The sequence below is a fragment of the Streptomyces sp. NPDC056160 genome (assembly GCF_042268205.1).
Taxonomy (GTDB): domain Bacteria; phylum Actinomycetota; class Actinomycetes; order Streptomycetales; family Streptomycetaceae; genus Streptomyces.
In genome coordinates this window covers 23,698-39,254 of record NZ_JBHJUW010000012.1, presented here as the reverse complement: position 1 = coordinate 39,254, position 15,557 = coordinate 23,698, and the positions used below count along the sequence as shown (strand labels likewise).

14 protein-coding genes and 1 other RNA gene are annotated in these 15,557 nt (G+C 74.1%); 8 read left to right on the top strand and 7 right to left on the bottom strand.

Annotation, left to right across the window (positions count from 1 at the left end; genetic code table 11):
- Positions 1 to 10: 10 nt before the first annotated feature.
- An RNA gene (gene rnpB, locus ACFC02_RS06755) (RNase P RNA component class A) lies at positions 11 to 416 on the top strand.
- Between the two features lie 50 nt (positions 417 to 466).
- Here rnpB and ACFC02_RS06750 read toward each other — a convergent pair.
- Both ACFC02_RS06750 and ACFC02_RS06745 read right to left on the bottom strand, forming a co-directional pair.
- Positions 467 to 853 (bottom strand): MazG-like family protein, encoded by a 387-nt coding sequence (locus tag ACFC02_RS06750; RefSeq protein ID WP_376353189.1) that lies wholly within the window; start codon positions 851 to 853, stop codon positions 467 to 469.
- A 97-nt stretch (positions 854 to 950) separates the two neighbouring features.
- A complete protein-coding gene (locus ACFC02_RS06745; protein WP_360968603.1) occupies positions 951 to 1,502 on the bottom strand; it encodes a DoxX family membrane protein in 552 nt (183 codons plus the stop codon).
- A gap of 413 nt (positions 1,503 to 1,915) precedes the next feature.
- Here ACFC02_RS06745 and ACFC02_RS06740 point away from each other — a divergent pair, with 413 nt between their 5' ends.
- Positions 1,916 to 2,941, top strand: a complete 1,026-nt coding sequence (locus tag ACFC02_RS06740; protein WP_376353186.1) for an aldo/keto reductase — start codon at positions 1,916 to 1,918, stop codon at positions 2,939 to 2,941.
- 202 nt (positions 2,942 to 3,143) lie between these two features.
- Complete coding sequence (locus ACFC02_RS06735; RefSeq protein WP_376353184.1) at positions 3,144 to 4,406, top strand: D-alanyl-D-alanine carboxypeptidase family protein; 1,263 nt, start codon at positions 3,144 to 3,146, stop codon at positions 4,404 to 4,406.
- Between the two features lie 461 nt (positions 4,407 to 4,867).
- On the opposite strand, the gene ACFC02_RS06730 is transcribed toward ACFC02_RS06735, so the two are convergent.
- Together ACFC02_RS06730 and ACFC02_RS06725 are read right to left on the bottom strand one after the other, a co-directional pair.
- A complete protein-coding gene (locus ACFC02_RS06730) occupies positions 4,868 to 5,626 on the bottom strand; it encodes an SDR family oxidoreductase (RefSeq protein ID WP_376353181.1) in 759 nt (252 codons plus the stop codon).
- 84 nt (positions 5,627 to 5,710) lie between these two features.
- Positions 5,711 to 6,727, bottom strand: a complete 1,017-nt coding sequence (locus tag ACFC02_RS06725; RefSeq protein WP_376353179.1) for a Gfo/Idh/MocA family protein — start codon at positions 6,725 to 6,727, stop codon at positions 5,711 to 5,713.
- Positions 6,728 to 6,981: 254 nt separating this feature from the next.
- Between ACFC02_RS06725 and ACFC02_RS06720 the strand changes: the two genes are divergently transcribed.
- The 3 genes from ACFC02_RS06720 (at position 6,982) to ACFC02_RS06710 (ending at position 10,569) form a co-directional block, all read left to right on the top strand.
- Positions 6,982 to 8,382 (top strand): multidrug effflux MFS transporter, encoded by a 1,401-nt coding sequence (locus tag ACFC02_RS06720; protein ID WP_376353176.1) that lies wholly within the window; start codon positions 6,982 to 6,984, stop codon positions 8,380 to 8,382.
- Positions 8,307 to 9,509 carry a serine hydrolase domain-containing protein gene (locus ACFC02_RS06715; RefSeq protein WP_376353173.1) on the top strand — a complete coding sequence of 401 codons (1,203 nt, stop codon included), beginning with the start codon at positions 8,307 to 8,309 and terminating at the stop codon, positions 9,507 to 9,509. The genes ACFC02_RS06720 and ACFC02_RS06715 overlap by 76 nt, the downstream gene beginning before the upstream one ends.
- A 61-nt stretch (positions 9,510 to 9,570) precedes the next feature.
- Positions 9,571 to 10,569, top strand: a complete 999-nt coding sequence (locus tag ACFC02_RS06710) for a small ribosomal subunit Rsm22 family protein (protein ID WP_376353170.1) — start codon at positions 9,571 to 9,573, stop codon at positions 10,567 to 10,569.
- A gap of 131 nt (positions 10,570 to 10,700) precedes the next feature.
- On the opposite strand, the gene ddaH is transcribed toward ACFC02_RS06710, so the two are convergent.
- The gene (ddaH, locus tag ACFC02_RS06705) at positions 10,701 to 11,600 is read right to left on the bottom strand and encodes a dimethylargininase (protein ID WP_376353167.1); all 900 of its coding nucleotides are present in this window, start codon (positions 11,598 to 11,600) and stop codon (positions 10,701 to 10,703) included.
- A gap of 267 nt (positions 11,601 to 11,867) precedes the next feature.
- Here ddaH and ACFC02_RS06700 point away from each other — a divergent pair, with 267 nt between their 5' ends.
- Positions 11,868 to 12,494, top strand: coding sequence for a TetR/AcrR family transcriptional regulator (locus ACFC02_RS06700; protein WP_376353164.1), 627 nt, complete (start codon positions 11,868 to 11,870; stop codon positions 12,492 to 12,494).
- Between the two features lie 429 nt (positions 12,495 to 12,923).
- Positions 12,924 to 13,670: a bifunctional DNA primase/polymerase gene (locus tag ACFC02_RS06695; protein WP_376353162.1), complete on the top strand. Its 747-nt coding sequence runs from the start codon at positions 12,924 to 12,926 to the stop codon at positions 13,668 to 13,670.
- Between the two features lie 44 nt (positions 13,671 to 13,714).
- Here ACFC02_RS06695 and ACFC02_RS06690 read toward each other — a convergent pair whose 3' ends face one another.
- A complete protein-coding gene (locus tag ACFC02_RS06690) occupies positions 13,715 to 14,722 on the bottom strand; it encodes a hypothetical protein (RefSeq protein WP_376353159.1) in 1,008 nt (335 codons plus the stop codon).
- Positions 14,682 to 15,554: an iron uptake transporter permease EfeU gene (gene efeU, locus ACFC02_RS06685; RefSeq protein WP_376353157.1), complete on the bottom strand. Its 873-nt coding sequence runs from the start codon at positions 15,552 to 15,554 to the stop codon at positions 14,682 to 14,684. The genes ACFC02_RS06690 and efeU overlap by 41 nt, the downstream gene beginning before the upstream one ends.
- Positions 15,555 to 15,557 lie beyond the last annotated feature (3 nt).

Here is a 15,557-nt window from a genome sequence, read left to right as displayed (position 1 = left end):
GCACGGCAGACGAGCCGGGCGGGCGGCCGCGTGAAGTTCCCGCGAGGGAACCTCCCGAGGAACGTCCGGGCTCCACAGGGCAGGGTGGTGGCTAACGGCCACCCGGGGTGACCCGCGGGACAGTGCCACAGAAAGCAGACCGCCGGGCGCTTCGGTGCTCGGTAAGGGTGAAACGGTGGTGTAAGAGACCACCAGTGCCCAAGGTGACTTGGGCAGCTAGGTAAACCCCACCCGGAGCAAGGTCAAGAGGAGCGCCGTCAAAAGCGCTCTGCGCGGACGTTCGAGGGCTGCCCGCCCGAGTCCGCGGGTAGACCGCACGAGGCCGGCGGCAACGCCGGCCCTAGATGGATGGCCGTCGCCGGAGGGCCCGCGAGGACCCTCCGGAACAGAACCCGGCGTACAGCCCGACTCGTCTGCTGTTGTCCTTCCCCAGGGTCGGTCGGGCCGCCGGCCCCGCTGCCGGGCGTCAGCTCTGGGCCGTTCCGTCCGTCTCCGTCATCTTCTCCGTCCCCTTCGTCGCCAGGGACCGTTCCCTGACCCTTGCCAGGTGGTGGTCGAAGACCTCTCGGGCGTCCGGGGTGAGGGTGCGCAGGGCGACCAGGGCCGTGATCACCACGTCGCACAGTTCCGCCTCGACGTCCTGCCACGTGTGCGTGGTGCCCTTGCGGGGGTTCTGGCCGGTCGCGCCGATGACCGCCTGGGCGGCCTCGCCGACCTCCTCGGAGAGTTTCAGCATCCGGATGAGAAGGGTCTCGCGGGAGTCGTGCGCGCGGTGGTCGTCGAGCCAGGCCCACAGGGCGTCGATCGATGCCCAGGGCTCGGCGGTGGGGCGGTCCGGGTCGGGGTCGGTCATGGGCGCAGCATCCCATGGCCTTGGGAGGGGAAGAAGTGCGGGACGAATCGGCCGGACGTGGGGCGAACGGGTCGAGTGCGGGACGAGCCTGCCGCCGCTATCCCTCGCCCTCGAACAGGGTCTCCTGCCGTCCCTCCTTCTGCCGGCGCAGGTGCCTGACCCGGGCGCCCAGGACCACCGCCGTGCCCGCGGCCGTCGCCGCGAAGGCGGCGGGGACCATCCAGCCGCGGTTGACGGTGTGGCCGAGGGCGTGGTCCAGGGAGAGGCGGCCGGGGCCGGTGACCGCGAGGCCGGTGGCGGTCAGGCCCAGGGAGGCGGCGTACTCGTAGCCGCCGCTCTGCGCGAAGAACCCGTTGGGGGCGTGCAGCGCCGCGGCGCCAGCCATCGCGCCGGCCGCCGCCGCGCCCGCCGCCGGGGTGGCCAGGCCCAGGGCCAGCAGGAGACCGCCGCCCGCCTCCGCGAGGCCCGCCGCCGTCGCGCTCGCCCTGCCCGGACGGTAGCCGACGGACTCCATGAACCGGCCTGTTCCCTCCAGGCCGGCCCCGCCGAACCAGCCCAGCAGTTTCTGCGCGCCGTGCGCGGCCAGGACGCCGCCCGTCCCCAGGCGGAGCAGCAGCAGGCCGAGATCACGCCGGTCGTAACAGGTCACCGTGACTCCCCGGGAGGGTCGGAAGGGATGAAGAACGGATGGAAGGGCTCAATAGGATCAAGAGGGGCAAGCTGGGCTGAGGAGCTTTTCTGCACCCTCCCACTCCCGTGTCGCGCCGGCCCGTCCTGCGTGGCGTTCGGGTGGGGGCAGGGGCAGGGGCCTGCCTGACGTGGTGTGACGTCGGCCGAGAGGGCGTTGCCGTCCACCGAGCCGACGCCCCGGCTGTCCGCCGATCCCGCGCCCCGGCCGTCCACCGAGCCGACGCCCCGGCTGTCCGCCGAGCCGACGCCCCGGCTGTCCGCCGATCCCGCGCCCCGCGTGTCCGCCGAGCCGACGCCCCGCGTGTCCGCCGAGCCCGCGGTGCGCGGGAGCCCTTGCGCTCGTGTGCGCTTCAACTCCTAGCGTCCTCGGCCATGGAGAACACCAACCCCGATTTGACGGGGACCACCGCCTTCACCGGGACCAGGGTGCTCGGACGCAGCGGTATCGAGGTCAGTGCGCTCGGCTTCGGCTGCTGGGCCGTCGGCGGGGAGTGGCAGACCCCGGACGGGCAGCCCTGCGGCTGGGGGAAGGTCGACGACGAGGAGTCCGTACGGGCGATCCACCGCGCCCTCGATCTCGGCATCACCTTCTTCGACACGGCCGACGTCTACGGCTGTGGGCACAGTGAGCGGCTGCTCGGGCGGGCCCTCGCCGGCCGCCGTGACGAGGTCGTCGTCGCGACGAAGTGGGGCAACCGTTTCGACGAGCGCACCCGGACCGCGGACGGCCAGGACGCCACCCCCGAGTACGCCCGGCGCGCGCTCACCGCCTCCCTCGCCCGGCTGGGCACCGACCGCATCGACCTGTACCAGCTGCACATCTCCGACGCCGATCCGTCAGCCGCCGCGGAACTCCGCGACGCCTGCGAGGAGTTCGTGCGCGAGGGGCTGATCCGCGCGTACGCCTGGAGCACCGACGACCCGGACCGCGCCGCCCTCTTCGCCCGGGGCCGGCACTGCACGGCCGTACAGCACGCGCTCAACGTGCTCCAGGACGCGCCCGCGATGCTCGCCCTGTGCGAGGAGGCGGAGCAGGCGAGCGTCAACCGCAGCCCGCTCGCCATGGGCCTGCTCACCGGCAAGCACGCGGGCGGCGCGCCCCTGGAGGCGGGGGACATCCGCAGCCGTCCGCCCGTCTGGCTCCCCGGCTTCCGGGCAGGGTCGGGCGCCGACCCGCGGTGGCTGGAGCGCGTGGAGGCCGTGCGCTCCGTCCTGAGCAGCGACGGCCGTACGCTCGCCCAGGGAGCCCTCGCCTGGCTGTGGGCGCGCAGCGCGCGGACCGTGCCGATCCCGGGCTTCCGATCGGTGGCCCAGGCCGAGGACAACGCGGGCGCCCTCGCGAAGGGGCCGCTCACCGCCGCGCAGCTCGCGGAGGTGGACCAGCTCCTCGGCAGGTGAGGAAGGGGGGAGGGCGGGAGGGGGGAGGGGAGAGTGGGCGAAGGGCGGGAGGAGGGAGGGGAGAGCGGGCGAAGGGCGGCGCGTGGGAGGCCGGGCGCGGTGAGCGACATGAGTGACACGGCGTCCCTCCTTCGGTGATCTTTTGATCAGCCTTTGAAGACCCGTCGTGCACCGGCCCGCTCTCACTTTGTACGGTCCCGGAGTGCGCGATTCCTCTCCGTCCCCCCGGCCGTCCCCCTTTCCGCCCCCCTCGCCGTCCCGGCGCTCCCTGCTCGCCCTGGCCGCCGCGGCCCCCGTGGCCGTCGTTTCGGGCGGGCCCGCCTCGGCCGCCACCCAGGCGGCCCCCGCCGCCCCAGCCGCCCCAGCCGCCCCAGCCGCCCCCGCCACGGTCATCGGCGGTGAGCGGCTGGCCCATGCAGGCGTCCAGGTGCGGGGTGTGAGCGGTCTGCCCGGCAAGCTCTCCGCCCGCGCCTGGCTCGTCGCCGACTGGGCGACCGGAGAGGTCCTGGCCTCCTACCGCGCACACCAGCGCCTCGCACCCGCGTCCACGCTGAAGATGCTCTTCGCGGACACCGTGCTGAAGAAGTTCGACCGCACCGAGCGGCACACCGTCACGGAGGCGGAGCTGGCCGACATCCCCTCCGGTTCCAGCCTCGTCGGCATCCAGGCCGGGACCACGTACACCGTCGAGCAGTTGTGGCAGGGCGTGTTCCTGCGCTCGGGCAACGACGCGGTGCACGTCCTCGCCCACATGAACGGCGGTGTCGCCCGCACGGTCGCGCAGATGCAGGCCAAGGCGGAGGATCTACAGGCCCTGGACACCCACGTGGTCAGCCCGGACGGGTTCGACCACCCCGGGCAGATCTCCTCCGCCTACGACCTGACCCTGTTCGCCCGGCACGGACTGCGCAACGCCGACTTCCGCGGCTACTGCGGCACCCGCACCGCGGACTTCCCGGCCGGCCGGAAGAAGACGTTCCAGATCCAGAACACCGACCGCCTGCTGACCGGTTCGTGGGGCCTGAAGTCGTACGACGGCATGATCGGGGTGAAGAACGGTTACACCACCCACGCCGGAAACACCTTCACCGGGGCCGCGGTCCGCGGTGGCCGCACCCTCCTCGTGACCGTGATGCACCCCGGGATCGGCAGCAACGCCGTCTACGAGGAGGCCGCCGCGCTGCTCGACTGGGGCTTCGCGCAGGGCGGTTCGGCGCGGGCGGTCGGTACCCTGGTCGAACCGCTGAGCGAGGGCGGGGCGAAGGCGGGCGGGGCGCCCGGCCCCAAGGCCGCAGCCGGGTCCGGAGCGGGGGCGACGGACTCCGCGGCCGGCGGCCCCTCGGCCTCGCGGTTGCTGGAGGGGGCGGGCGGCACGGCCGCTCTGCTCGCGGGCGGCGTGTGGGCGCTGCGCAGGCGCCGGACCGCGGCGCGGGCGCAGGACTCGGGGGGCCGCCACCGCCGTTGAGGAGCGGAGCGCGCCCGGAGTCCCCGGGACCGGGCCGCGATCTACACAAGCGGAATAGGTAACTCCGCGCCGTGCGAGCCGGTCGACGGCATATGCTCGACCTCTCCTTCACCAGAGTTTCACAGTTGGAGCACCGAGCGTCCGCCGCCCCGGACTGTCCGGACGGTCCGCACTTTTCGGGCTGCCTGGTCTGCCTGGTCTGCCTGGGGCGCCTGGTCTGCCCGGGCGGTCCAGGCTTTCCGGACCGTCCCGACCGTCCGGACCCGGCCGGTGCTCCCTTCGGCCACATTCAGGGGAGGGGTGCGGCAGCCGTTCCACGGCACCGGCTGGGGGTGGACCCCGCGCGAGACGCGGGGTGCGCACCGGGCCGTGGAACGGCTGCCGCGCGCGCCGGAGCGCGCCCCGCGCTCGGTCCGGGTCCCGCGTTCGGCCCCGGCCCACGTACGGCATCGTCGTCGCGTTCAGCCCCGGCCCACGTACGGCATCGTCGTCGCGAGCACCGTCGCGAACTGCACGTTGGCCTCCAGTGGCAGTTCCGCCATGTGCCGGACCGTGCGTGCCACGTCGGCGACGTCCATCACGGCTTCCGGCGCCACCTGGCCGTTCGCCTGCAAGGCGCCGGTCTGCATCCGGACCGTCATGTCGGTGGCCGCGTTGCCGATGTCGATCTGCCCGACCGCGATGCGGTACGGCCGTCCGTCCAGCGACAGCGCCTTGGTCAGGCCGGTCAGCGCGTGCTTGGTGGCGGTGTAGGGCGCCGAGTGCGGCCGGGGTGTGTGGGCCGAGATCGAGCCGTTGTTGATGATCCGGCCGCCCTGCGGGTCCTGCTCCTTCATCTGCCGGTACGCCGCCTGCGCGCACAGGAACGCCCCGTTGAGGTTGGTGTCCACCACGTGCCGCCACGCCTCGTACGACAGGTCCTCGACGGGGACGCCGCCGGGGCCGAAGGTGCCCGCGTTGTTGAACAGCAGGTCCACCCGGCCGAACCGTTCGACGGTCGCGGCGAACAGTGCCGTCACGTCCTCGGGGCGCGCCACGTCGGCGCGTACGGCGAGCGAGGCGGCCCCGGGGGCGAGGGCCGCCGTCTCCTCCAGTGGCTCCGGGCGCCGCCCCGCCAGGGTCGCGGACCAGCCCGCGCGCAGCAGTTCCACGGCGACGGCCCGGCCGATGCCGGAGCCCGCGCCCGTCACCACGGCGATCTTCGATGGGGTCTCAGTCATGGCACCGGAGCGTACGAGTACGGTCCGCCATACGGAATCCCAGGTCCGCCATACGGATGTCGGGCGATGTGCGGCAGCGGCACGTCACACGAGCGCCGCGGGTTCGGGTTCGGGTTCCGCCGCCTCCCCCGGGTAGCGCACCCCGATTCGCTCCCGGACCGCGTCCAGCGTCCGCATCACCGCGAGCGTGCCGTCCAACGGCACCAGCGGCGACTCCGTCTCCCCCGCGCGCAGGGCGCGCATCACCTCCAGCGCCTCGTGCCGCAGGCTGGTGCGCGGGCCGTCGGCCGCATCGGCCGTGAACTCCTCGGGGTCGCGGCCGTCGCGGTGCAGCACGAACCGCTCCGGGTGGAAGAAGCCGGACGGCACGTCGATGCGGCCCCGGGAGCCGGTGACCGAGGCGGTCGTTCCCGTACCGCCGGTGATGGAGCAGTGCAGCTGGGCCAGCGCCCCACCGTCCCAGGAGAGCAGGGCGCCGGTCTGGAGGTCGACGCCCTCGGCGGAGAGCACGGCCTTCGCCGTGACGTCCGACGGCTCACCGAGCAGCAGGTGGGCGAACGAGACCGGGTAGACGCCGAGGTCGAGCAGCGCCCCGCCGCCCAGGGCCGGGTCGCGCAGCCGGTGCGCGGGCGGGAAGGGCCCCTCCAGTCCGAAGTCGGCCTGCACGGTGCGCACGTCACCGATCGCCCCGTCGTCGACGAGGGCCTTCAGCCGCCGCACCAGCGGGTTGCAGTACATCCACATGGCCTCCATCAGGAAGCGCCCGTGGCGGCGGGCCAGCGCGACCAGTTCCGTGGCCTCGCGCAGGTTCAGCGTGAACGGCTTCTCGCACAGCACGTTCCGCCCGGCCTCCAGGCACAGACCGGCGGCGGCGCGGTGGGCGACGTGCGGGGTGGCGACGTAGACGACGTCGATGCCGGCGTCCCGCGCCAGTTCGTCCCAGGTGCCGTACGCCCGCTCGATGCCGAACCGCTCCGCGAACGCCTCGGCGGGCTCCGCGCGGCGCGAGGCCACCGCCACCACCTCGGCGTCCGGCAGGTCCACCAGGTCAGCGGTGAACGCGGCGGCGATCCCGCCGGTGGCCAGGATCCCCCAGCGCACTTTCCCTTCCGCCCCACCGGGCGCACCGGCGGATGCCTGGCCGGACGGTCCGGCGGTTGCCCGACCGGACGCTCCGTCAGGTGCCCCACCGGACGCCCCGTCACGAGCCCCTCCGGACGCCCCACCGGACGTTCCAGCAGACGCCCCAGCGGATATTCCAGGCATTACCGGACCCCACCCTCGCTCATGCGTTCCTCGGCACGGTGTACGAGCTGAGAGCATAGGTGGCGGACCAGTCGGAGAGGGAGGGACACATGTCCGAGGGTGGGGCGTCGGCACCGCACAAGCCGGCCGCGGGGCAAACGGCCGTACCGCGGGCGAGACCCGAACCCCCGCCACCGCCGGCACCCACGCTGCCACCGGCACCTACGCCGCCACCGGCGCCCACGCCGCCACCGGTCCGCGCCGCCCGCCGGGCCGGTCTCCTGGTGACGCTGATCCTCGGCAGCCTGACCGCCACGCCCCCGCTCGCGATGGACATGTACCTGCCCTCGCTGCCGGAGGTCACCCGGTCCCTGCACGCACCCGCCGCGACCGTCCAGCTCACCCTGACCGCCTGCCTGGCCGGCATGGCGCTCGGACAGCTTGTCGTCGGCCCGATGAGCGACCGGTGGGGGCGCCGCCGCCCGCTGCTCGCCGGACTCGCCGTCTACGTCCTCGCCACCGCGCTGTGCGCCCTCGCGCCGAACGTCGAGATCCTGGTCGCCTTCCGGCTGGCGCAGGGCCTGGCGGGCGCGGCCGGCATCGTGATCGCCCGGGCGGTCGTCCGCGACCTGTACGACGGCGTGGCCATGGCCCGGTTCTTCTCCACGCTCATGCTGATCTCCGGGGTCGCGCCGATCGTCGCGCCGCTGATCGGCGGGCAGATCCTGCGGGTGACGGACTGGCGGGGCGTGTTCGTCGTCCTCACCGTGGTCGGCGCGCTGCTGGCGGCGGTGGTGTGGACGAAGCTCCCGGAGACCCTGCCGCCCTCCGAACGGCACGAGGGCGGTGTGGGCGAGGCGCTGGGCTCGATGCGGCGGCTGCTCGCCGACCGTGTCTTCACCGGTTACATGATCGCGGGCGGCTTCGCCTTCGCCTCCCTGTTCGCCTACGTGTCCGCGTCGCCGTTCGTGATCCAGGAGATCTACGGCGCCTCCCCGCAGACGTTCAGCCTGCTGTTCGGGCTCAACTCGATCGGGCTGGTCGCCGTCGGCCAGATCAACGGCAAGGTGCTGGTCGGCCGGGTCCGCATGGACCGGGTGCTGGGGGCCGGACTCGTGGTCGTCATCGTGGCGGCGACCGCGCTGCTGCTGATGGCGGCGGGCGCCTTCGGAACGGTGGGCCTCGTGCCGGTGGCCGCCGCGCTGTTCGTGCTCATGTCCGCGATGGGCATCACCATGCCGAACACCCAGACGCTCGCGCTCATGCGTACCAGGCACAACGCCGGTTCCGCCTCCGCGCTGCTCGGCACGTCCTCCTTCCTGATAGGCGCGATCGCCTCCCCGCTCGTCGGGATCGCCGGGGAGCACACCGCCGTGCCCATGGCCGTGGTCCAACTGGCGGCGGCCGTGGTCGCGCTGGGCTGCTTCCTGGGAATGTGCCGTCCGTGGAACGCGTCCACGCCGGCGGAACCGGCGCAGGGAACAGAGGGAACAGAGGGAGCGGAGAGCTGAGCGCGTCGAGACTGCGCCGGGACACTCCGGCCAGGGCCGGGCTCGACCCCGCCGAACTGCACGAACTCGTCCGCGAGGTGCACGCCCTCACCGCCGGGAAGCGCCCCTGGGCGGCGGGCGCCGTCGTGGTCGCCGGGCGCGGCCCGGTGATCGCCGTGACCCATGCGGCGGGCTGGGCCCTGCGGTACGCGTCCTACGACCCCGACACCGACCGCGGCATCGAACTCCCGACCGAAGCACGGGTCCCCATGACCGTGGACACCCCCTTCGACCTGGCCTCCGTCACCAAACTGTTCACGGCGGTCGCCGCGATGCAGCAGATCGAACGGGGCACGCTGGGCGTCGACGCGCGCGTGGGGGCGTACCTGCCGGAGTTCCACGCCGCCGCCGCGCACGGCGTCACCGTACGGCAGCTGCTCACCCACACCTCCGGCCTGCGGCCCGAGATCCCGCTGTACGACTGCCCGGACCACGCCGCCCGGCTCGCGCGGCTGCGCGCCGAGCCGCCGGTGGGGGTGCCCGGCACCTACACGTACTCCGACCTCAACCTGCTGCTCCTCCAGCACATCCTGGAGCGCATCACCGGCCGTTCACTGGACGACCTGATCCACGAGGGGATCACCCGCCCGCTCGGCATGACGGACACCCGCTTCGGCCCCTGCCCCGGCGCGGCGGCGACCGAGGACCAGCGGCGGCCCTGGGCCAAGGCGGACCGCGGGATGCTGCGCGGCGAGGTCCACGACGAGAACGCCTGGGCGCTGGGCGGAGTGGCCGGGCACGCGGGGCTGTTCTCCACCGCTCCCGACCTCGCGGTCTTCTGCCGCGCGCTCCTCGCGGGCGGCTCCTACGGGTCCGCCCGCATCCTCGGCCCCGACTTCGTCGAACTCCTCCTGGCCCCGCCCGGTCTCGGCTTCGCCGTGGACCAGCCGTGGTTCATGGGCGAGCTGGCCGGACGGGGAGCGGCGGGCCACTGCGGCTTCACCGGCACCTCCGTGGTCCTCGACCCGGCGACGGACACCTTCCTGGTGCTGCTGGCCACCACCGTGCACCCCCGCAGACGGCGCCCCGACAACCGCCCGCGGGCGGCGGCGGCCACCCGCCTCGCGCGGGCCGTACGCGGGACGTGAGCGCGCCCCGGCCACCCGCCGCGGGGCGCCGAGCACCCCGACGGGCTGAGAGAATCGTGCGGTGAACGACGTCGTACTCCCGTCGGAGACCCTCCGTGCCGCGCTCCTGGGGCTGCTCGACGGGCTGCCGCCGCGGCAGGCCGCCGGGGCCGTGGAGCGGCTGATCGCGAACTACCGCGGCAGCACCCCCACCGACGCCCCGATCCTGCGCGACCGCGCCGACGTGGCCGCGTACGCCGCGTACCGGATGCCGGCCACCTTCGAGGCGGTGCGTTCGGCGCTGGCGGCGTTCGCGCGGACCGTGCCCGGCTGGACGCCGGACAGCCACGTCGACGTGGGCGGTGGGACCGGGGCCGCGACCTGGGCCGTCGCCGCCACCTGGGCCGGCCGGCGGCCGGTCACCGTGCTCGACTGGGCGGAACCCGCGCTCGCCCTGGGCCGGGAGATCGCCGCCGCCCACCCCGACCTGCGCGGTGCCCGCTGGCAGCGGGCCCGCATCGGCGCCGCGCTCGACCTCGGCACGACCGACCTCGTCACCGTCTCCTACGTCCTCGGCGAACTGACCGCCGCCGACCGGACCGCCGTCGTCGACGCCGCCGCGAGCGCCGCGCAGAGCGTCGTCGTCGTCGAACCGGGCACCCCCGACGGCTACGCCCGCGTCATCGAGGCCCGCGACCGGCTCGTCGCCGCCGGCTTCCGGATCGCCGCGCCCTGCCCGCACAGCGCCGCCTGCCCGATCGTGCCCGGCACGGACTGGTGCCACTTCTCGGCCCGGGTCAGCCGGTCCTCGCTGCACCGACAGGTCAAGGGCGGCTCCCTCGCCTACGAGGACGAGAAGTTCGGCTACGTCGCCGCCACCCGCCTGCCGGACGCCACCCCCGCGCCCGCCCGCGTCGTGAGGCGCCCGCAGATCCGCAAGGGACAGGTCCTGCTCGACCTGTGCGAACCGGACGAGCAGCTGCGCCGCCGTACGGTCACCAAACGCCACGGCGACCTGTACAAGGCGGCCCGGGACACCGACTGGGGCGACGCCTGGCCGCCGGACGGACCGCAGGCGTAGCGGACGGGCCGCGGGTGTGGCGGACGGTCGGAGGTTTGGCGGACGGACCGCGGGTGTGGCGGACGGTCGGAGGTGTGGCGGACGGGTCGCAGGTGCAGCTCCGGCCGACGGGCCGTACGCGCAGGCCCTCCTCAGTCGCGCAGCTCCAGCGAGCAGCACTTCACCCCGCCGCCGCCCTTGTGCAGCTCGCTCAGGTCCACGCCGACCGTTGTGAAACCGCGCTCCCGCAGCGCGTCGCACAGCCCCGCCGCCGCCTGCGGCAGCACCACGTGCAGCCCGTCGGAGACGGCGTTCAGACCGAACGCGGCGGCGTCCTCCCCGGTCGCCACCAGGGCGTCGGGGAACAGCCGGCGCAGCACCTCCCGGCTGCCGGGGGAGAAGGCGCCCGGGTAGTACGCCACCTCGTCCGCCGCGTCGTCGAGGACGGCGAGGGCTAGCCCGAGGTGGTAGAAGCGGGGGTCGACCAGTTCCAGGCCGACCACCGGGCGGCCCAGGAACTCCTGCGCCTCGCCGTGCGCGAGCGGGTTGGTGCGAAAGCCCCGCCCGGCCAGCACCCAGGAGGCGGTGACCGTGAAGTCGCCCTCGCCCTCGTTGATGTGCACGGGCACGTGCAGGTGCGCGAAGCCGTTTTCGGCGTACCACCGCAGGTGCGCCTCGGCCTCCGGCTCCCGCTGCGCGTGGGCGAACCGGGCGCCGAACACCCGCCCGTCCACCACCAGGGAGCCGTCCGCCGTGAACACCATGTCCGGCAGCCCCGGCTGCGGGACCAGCACCTCCACCGCGTGGCCGAGGGACCGGTACACCTCGCGCAACTGCTCCCACTGGGCCAGCGCCAGCGGCGCGTCGACCGGCTTGTCCGGGTCCATCCACGGGTTGATGGAGTACCCGACGGCGAAGTGCGCGGGCGGGCACATCAGATAGCGCCGGGGACGGGCGCTGCGGGTACGGGCCAAGGCGGGCTCCTCGGGGAGATACCACAGGGACAGGGACGTCGTACCTGCGTGCTCGGTGGCCGGGTCGCTTGGTGCCATGGTGCGCCGGGCACGGCCGTCGCGCGCGGGCCGGGGGGCCGCCTTCGCCCGCGCGGGTGGCACAGGCGGCACGCGCGCGGTGAGAGGACCCCCCTGCCACCGACCGGCGAACCGGCCCGGACCGTCCCGTCATCCCGCTACTGCCGACCGGCGAGCCGGTCCGTCCCGTCATCCCACTACTGCCGACCGGCGAGCCGGTCCGGCCCGTCATCCCGCTACTGCCGACTGGCGAGACGGCCCGTCTCACGTGCCTGCTACCGTCGGCCCATGGCCAAGAAGCCCGCCCCCGACGCCGCCCGCCGCAGTGAGAAGTCCCGCCGCGCGATCTACGACGCCGCCCTCGCGCTCGTCGCCGAGGCCGGCTACCCGAGGACCACGATCGAGGGCATCGCCGCACGGGCGGGGGTCGGCAAGCAGACCATCTACCGGTGGTGGCCGTCGAAGGCGGACGTCCTGCTGGAGGCCTTCCTCGACCTCTCCGAGCAGGGCGCACGGCAGAGCGGCGAGAAGCTGGGGGAGGCGCAGGGCAGCATCCCGGACACCGGCGACCTCGCCGCCGACCTGAAGGCCGTGCTGCGCGCCACCGTCGACGGACTCCTCGACCCGAAGTTCGAGGCGCCCTCGCGCGCGCTCGCCGCCGAGGGACTGGTGAACGAGCAGCTCGCCCGGCAACTCGTGGCCCGCCTGCTGGAGCCGCAGCTCCAGCTGTACGTGCGCAGACTGCGCTCCGCGCAGGAAGCCGGAGCCGTACGCCCCGACGTCGATCCGCGCATCGCCCTGGAACTCTTCGTCTCCCCGCTCGCCCAGCGCTGGCTCCAGTACACCGGCCCCCTCTCCTACGAGTACACCGACACCCTCGTCGACTACGCGCTGCACGGCCTCGCCCCGCGCTGAGCCCAGTCCCCGGACCCGAGCACAGCGCCCCGCACCGAGCCCCGGCCCGCCTCTGCGCCCGCTCCCGCGCCGGGCACCCGCGCCGAGCCCGGCCCGCTCCCGCGCCCAGCGCCTGCGTCGAGCCCTCGCGCTGAGCCCCCGACCCGCTCCCGCGCCCGGCGTCCGTGCCGAGCCCCGGTGCCGAGCCCACGTGCCGAGACCCGGCCCGCCTCCGGCCTGCCCCGCGCCCGGCACCCATGCCGAGCCCCCGCGCAGCCCCGGCGCAGCGCCCTTTGCGCCCGCGCTGCGCCCCCGTGCTCCGCCCCGCGCGGAGCGCCGTGGCCTCACCCCGCCCACCCCGGATACGGGCTCCGGTCACCGAAGGCGCAGGATGGTGGGACCATGGAGAACCACGGAGCATGCTGTCCAACCAGCGAGGCGAGGGGATAGATGAGCGGCGCGGAGTTCGGCGGCCGTACCGGCCGGCAGGGCAAACTCTCCCAGTGGCTGCGCGGACGCCGCCCGAAGGAGGCCCCCGGCGACGGAGGCCGGGAGGCGCTGCTGGTCGCCGCCGCCGGCGCGGGACTGCCCCTCGCGCCCGCCGCGCACCCGGGGTCCGGCTACGGCTGCTCCTGCGACCGCGTCGGCTGTCCCACCCCCGCCCGGCACCCGGTGTCGTTCGCCTGGCAGACGCAGTCCACCACCGACCGCGCCCAGGTCGAGCGCTGGGCCAGGCACCAGCCGCAGGCGAACTTCATCACCGCCACCGGCATGACCCACGACGTCCTCGACGTGCCGCTGGAGGCCGGGCAGGAGGCCCTGGAGCGGCTGCGGACCCACGGGGTGGATGTCGGCCCGGTCGCGGAGAGCGACGACGGGCGCATGCTGTTCTTCACCCTCACCCGGGGCACCCCCGAGGACGAGGACGAGTGGTGGCCGTGCGAGCTGGACTGCCACCCGGAGACCATGGACGAGCACCCCGGGCTGCGCTGGCACTGCCGCGGCTCCTACGTCCTCGTTCCCCCGGCCCGGCTGCCCGGCGACGCGGGCCGGGCCGTGCGCTGGGTCACGGGCCAGGGCCCGGAACACCCCCTCCCGGACCCCCTCACGCTCCTGGAAGCCCTCACCGACGCCTGCGCCCGCCACACCGCGGGAGACGCCACCGACACGAACGCGGCCTGGCCCCTGAGCCACTGAAGCCGGCCGCGGGCCCTCGGACCACTGAACCGGATCGCGGTGCCTCAGCCGCCCTGTGCGGACGTCATGCCCTGCACGCGGCCCACGACCGACACCTTCCTGCCCGCCGCACCCGCACCCGCGGCCGGGTCCAGCGCCACCTCGTTGGAGACGAACTCCATCGTCAGCGACTGCTTGATCTCCCCCTTGGTGAGCGCCTGTACGCCCTTGTTCGGGGTGGGCACCGAGGCACCCGCGGCGGCTGTCTGCTTCTGGTAATGGTGCGTGGCGAAGAACACCAGCGCCCCGCCGTCGGCCGTGCGCAGCGCCAGCGGGGCGTAGTCGCCGCCGGTCAGCGGCTCGTCGATGTACTGGTTGGCCAGGCCCGGCCGGACCGCGTTCTTCGCGCGCAGCGCGCGCCAGCCCGAGGTGTGCGCACCGGCGGCGAACGCAGCGCCGCCGTCCTTCAGATAGGCCGCGTACTGCCGGCTCAGCCCGCCGGGCGCGGCGGCCAGGCCCGGGGAGTCGGCGGGCACGGCCTCGGCCCAGCCGTCCGCGTCCACGCGGAACTTCGGCACCTGGCCGTCGGCCACCAGCGTCAGGTACGCCACCTGCCAGTTCCCGGTGAGCGCGTGCCGCGTGAACACCAGCAGCCAGCGCGCGCCGCCGCCCTTGTTGCCCTTGGCGTCGGCGAGGAACCAGCGCGGCCAGCCGGCCTTCTTCGGAATCGTGAACTTCACGTCCGTCAGCGTCAGCGGCGTGTGCGCGGGGTTGCCGGCCGGGCTGTTGACGTGGCCCGCCTTCAGCCGGGCCCCGTCGATCGCGCCGAGCGCGCCGGTGACGTGTGCGGCGTCCAGTGAACTGTCGTACGCCTTGTCGGCCTTGTTGTACGCGGACGTGAACTGCGCCAGCGCCGTCGCGGCCTCGGCCCGGGTGGCGGCCGGGAGCACCTCGCGCTCCCCGTGCACCACCACGCACCCGCCGGCGGTCAGCGCCAGTGCGGTCACCGAGGCCGCCAGCACGGCCGTCCGCTCAAGCCTGCGAAGCCTTCGAGGGCCGCGACCCCTGCTCATCAGCTACCGTCACCTTCCCCTTCCCGGAGGCGAACCCTACCGGGGCGAAGAACACGGCGAGTGTCGGGACCAGGTACAGCAGCCACACCGTGACCTGGAGGACGGTCGGGTCGGGCTGGAAGTTCAACACACCCTTCAGGAGCGTGCCGTACCAGCTGTCCGGCGGAATGGTGTCGCTGATGTCGAAGGCCAGGTTCGTCAGCCCCGGCAGCCAGTCGGCCTCCTGGAGGTCGTGGAAGCCGTACGCGAGCACGCCCGCCGCGACCACGACCAGCATGGCGCCGGTCCAGGTGAAGAACCTGGCCAGGTTGATCTTCAGCGCGCCCCGGTAGAACAGCCAGCCGAGCAGGACCGCGGTGGCGATGCCGAGGGCCACGCCGATCAGCGGGCGCGGGGTGCCGTCGGAGGCCGCGTGCACGGACGCCCACACGAACAGCGCGGTCTCCAGGCCCTCGCGGCCCACCGCCAGGAACGCGGTGGCGACCAGTGCGCCGGTGCCCATCGCGAGGGCCGCGTCCAGCTTGCCGTGCAGTTCGGACTTCAGGTGCCGGGCGGTGCGCCGCATCCAGAACACCATCCACGTCACCAGGCCGACCGCGATGACGGACAGCGAGCCGCCCAGCGCCTCCTGCGCCTCGAACGTCAGCTCCTGGGAGCCGAATTCGAGGACGCAACCGAAGCCCATCGCGATGGCGACCGCGATGCCGATGCCGGTCCAGATCGGCCGCAGGGCGTCCCTGCGGCCGGTCTTGACCAGATAGGCGATGAGGATGCACACGACGAGGCTGGCCTCCAGCCCCTCGCGCAGACCGATCAGATAGTTGGAGAACACGGA

Coding starts and splice junctions, on each gene's coding strand:
- ACFC02_RS06750 (WP_376353189.1), bottom strand. CDS start 853: ATGACCGACCCCGACCCGGACCGCCCCACCGCCGAGCCCTGGGCATCG.
- ACFC02_RS06740 (WP_376353186.1), top strand. CDS start 1,916: ATGGAGAACACCAACCCCGATTTGACGGGGACCACCGCCTTCACCGGG.
- ACFC02_RS06730 (WP_376353181.1), bottom strand. CDS start 5,626: ATGACTGAGACCCCATCGAAGATCGCCGTGGTGACGGGCGCGGGCTCC.
- ACFC02_RS06720 (WP_376353176.1), top strand. CDS start 6,982: ATGTCCGAGGGTGGGGCGTCGGCACCGCACAAGCCGGCCGCGGGGCAA.
- ddaH (WP_376353167.1), bottom strand. CDS start 11,600: ATGGCACCAAGCGACCCGGCCACCGAGCACGCAGGTACGACGTCCCTG.
- ACFC02_RS06700 (WP_376353164.1), top strand. CDS start 11,868: ATGGCCAAGAAGCCCGCCCCCGACGCCGCCCGCCGCAGTGAGAAGTCC.
- ACFC02_RS06695 (WP_376353162.1), top strand. CDS start 12,924: ATGAGCGGCGCGGAGTTCGGCGGCCGTACCGGCCGGCAGGGCAAACTC.
- ACFC02_RS06690 (WP_376353159.1), bottom strand. CDS start 14,722: ATGAGCAGGGGTCGCGGCCCTCGAAGGCTTCGCAGGCTTGAGCGGACG.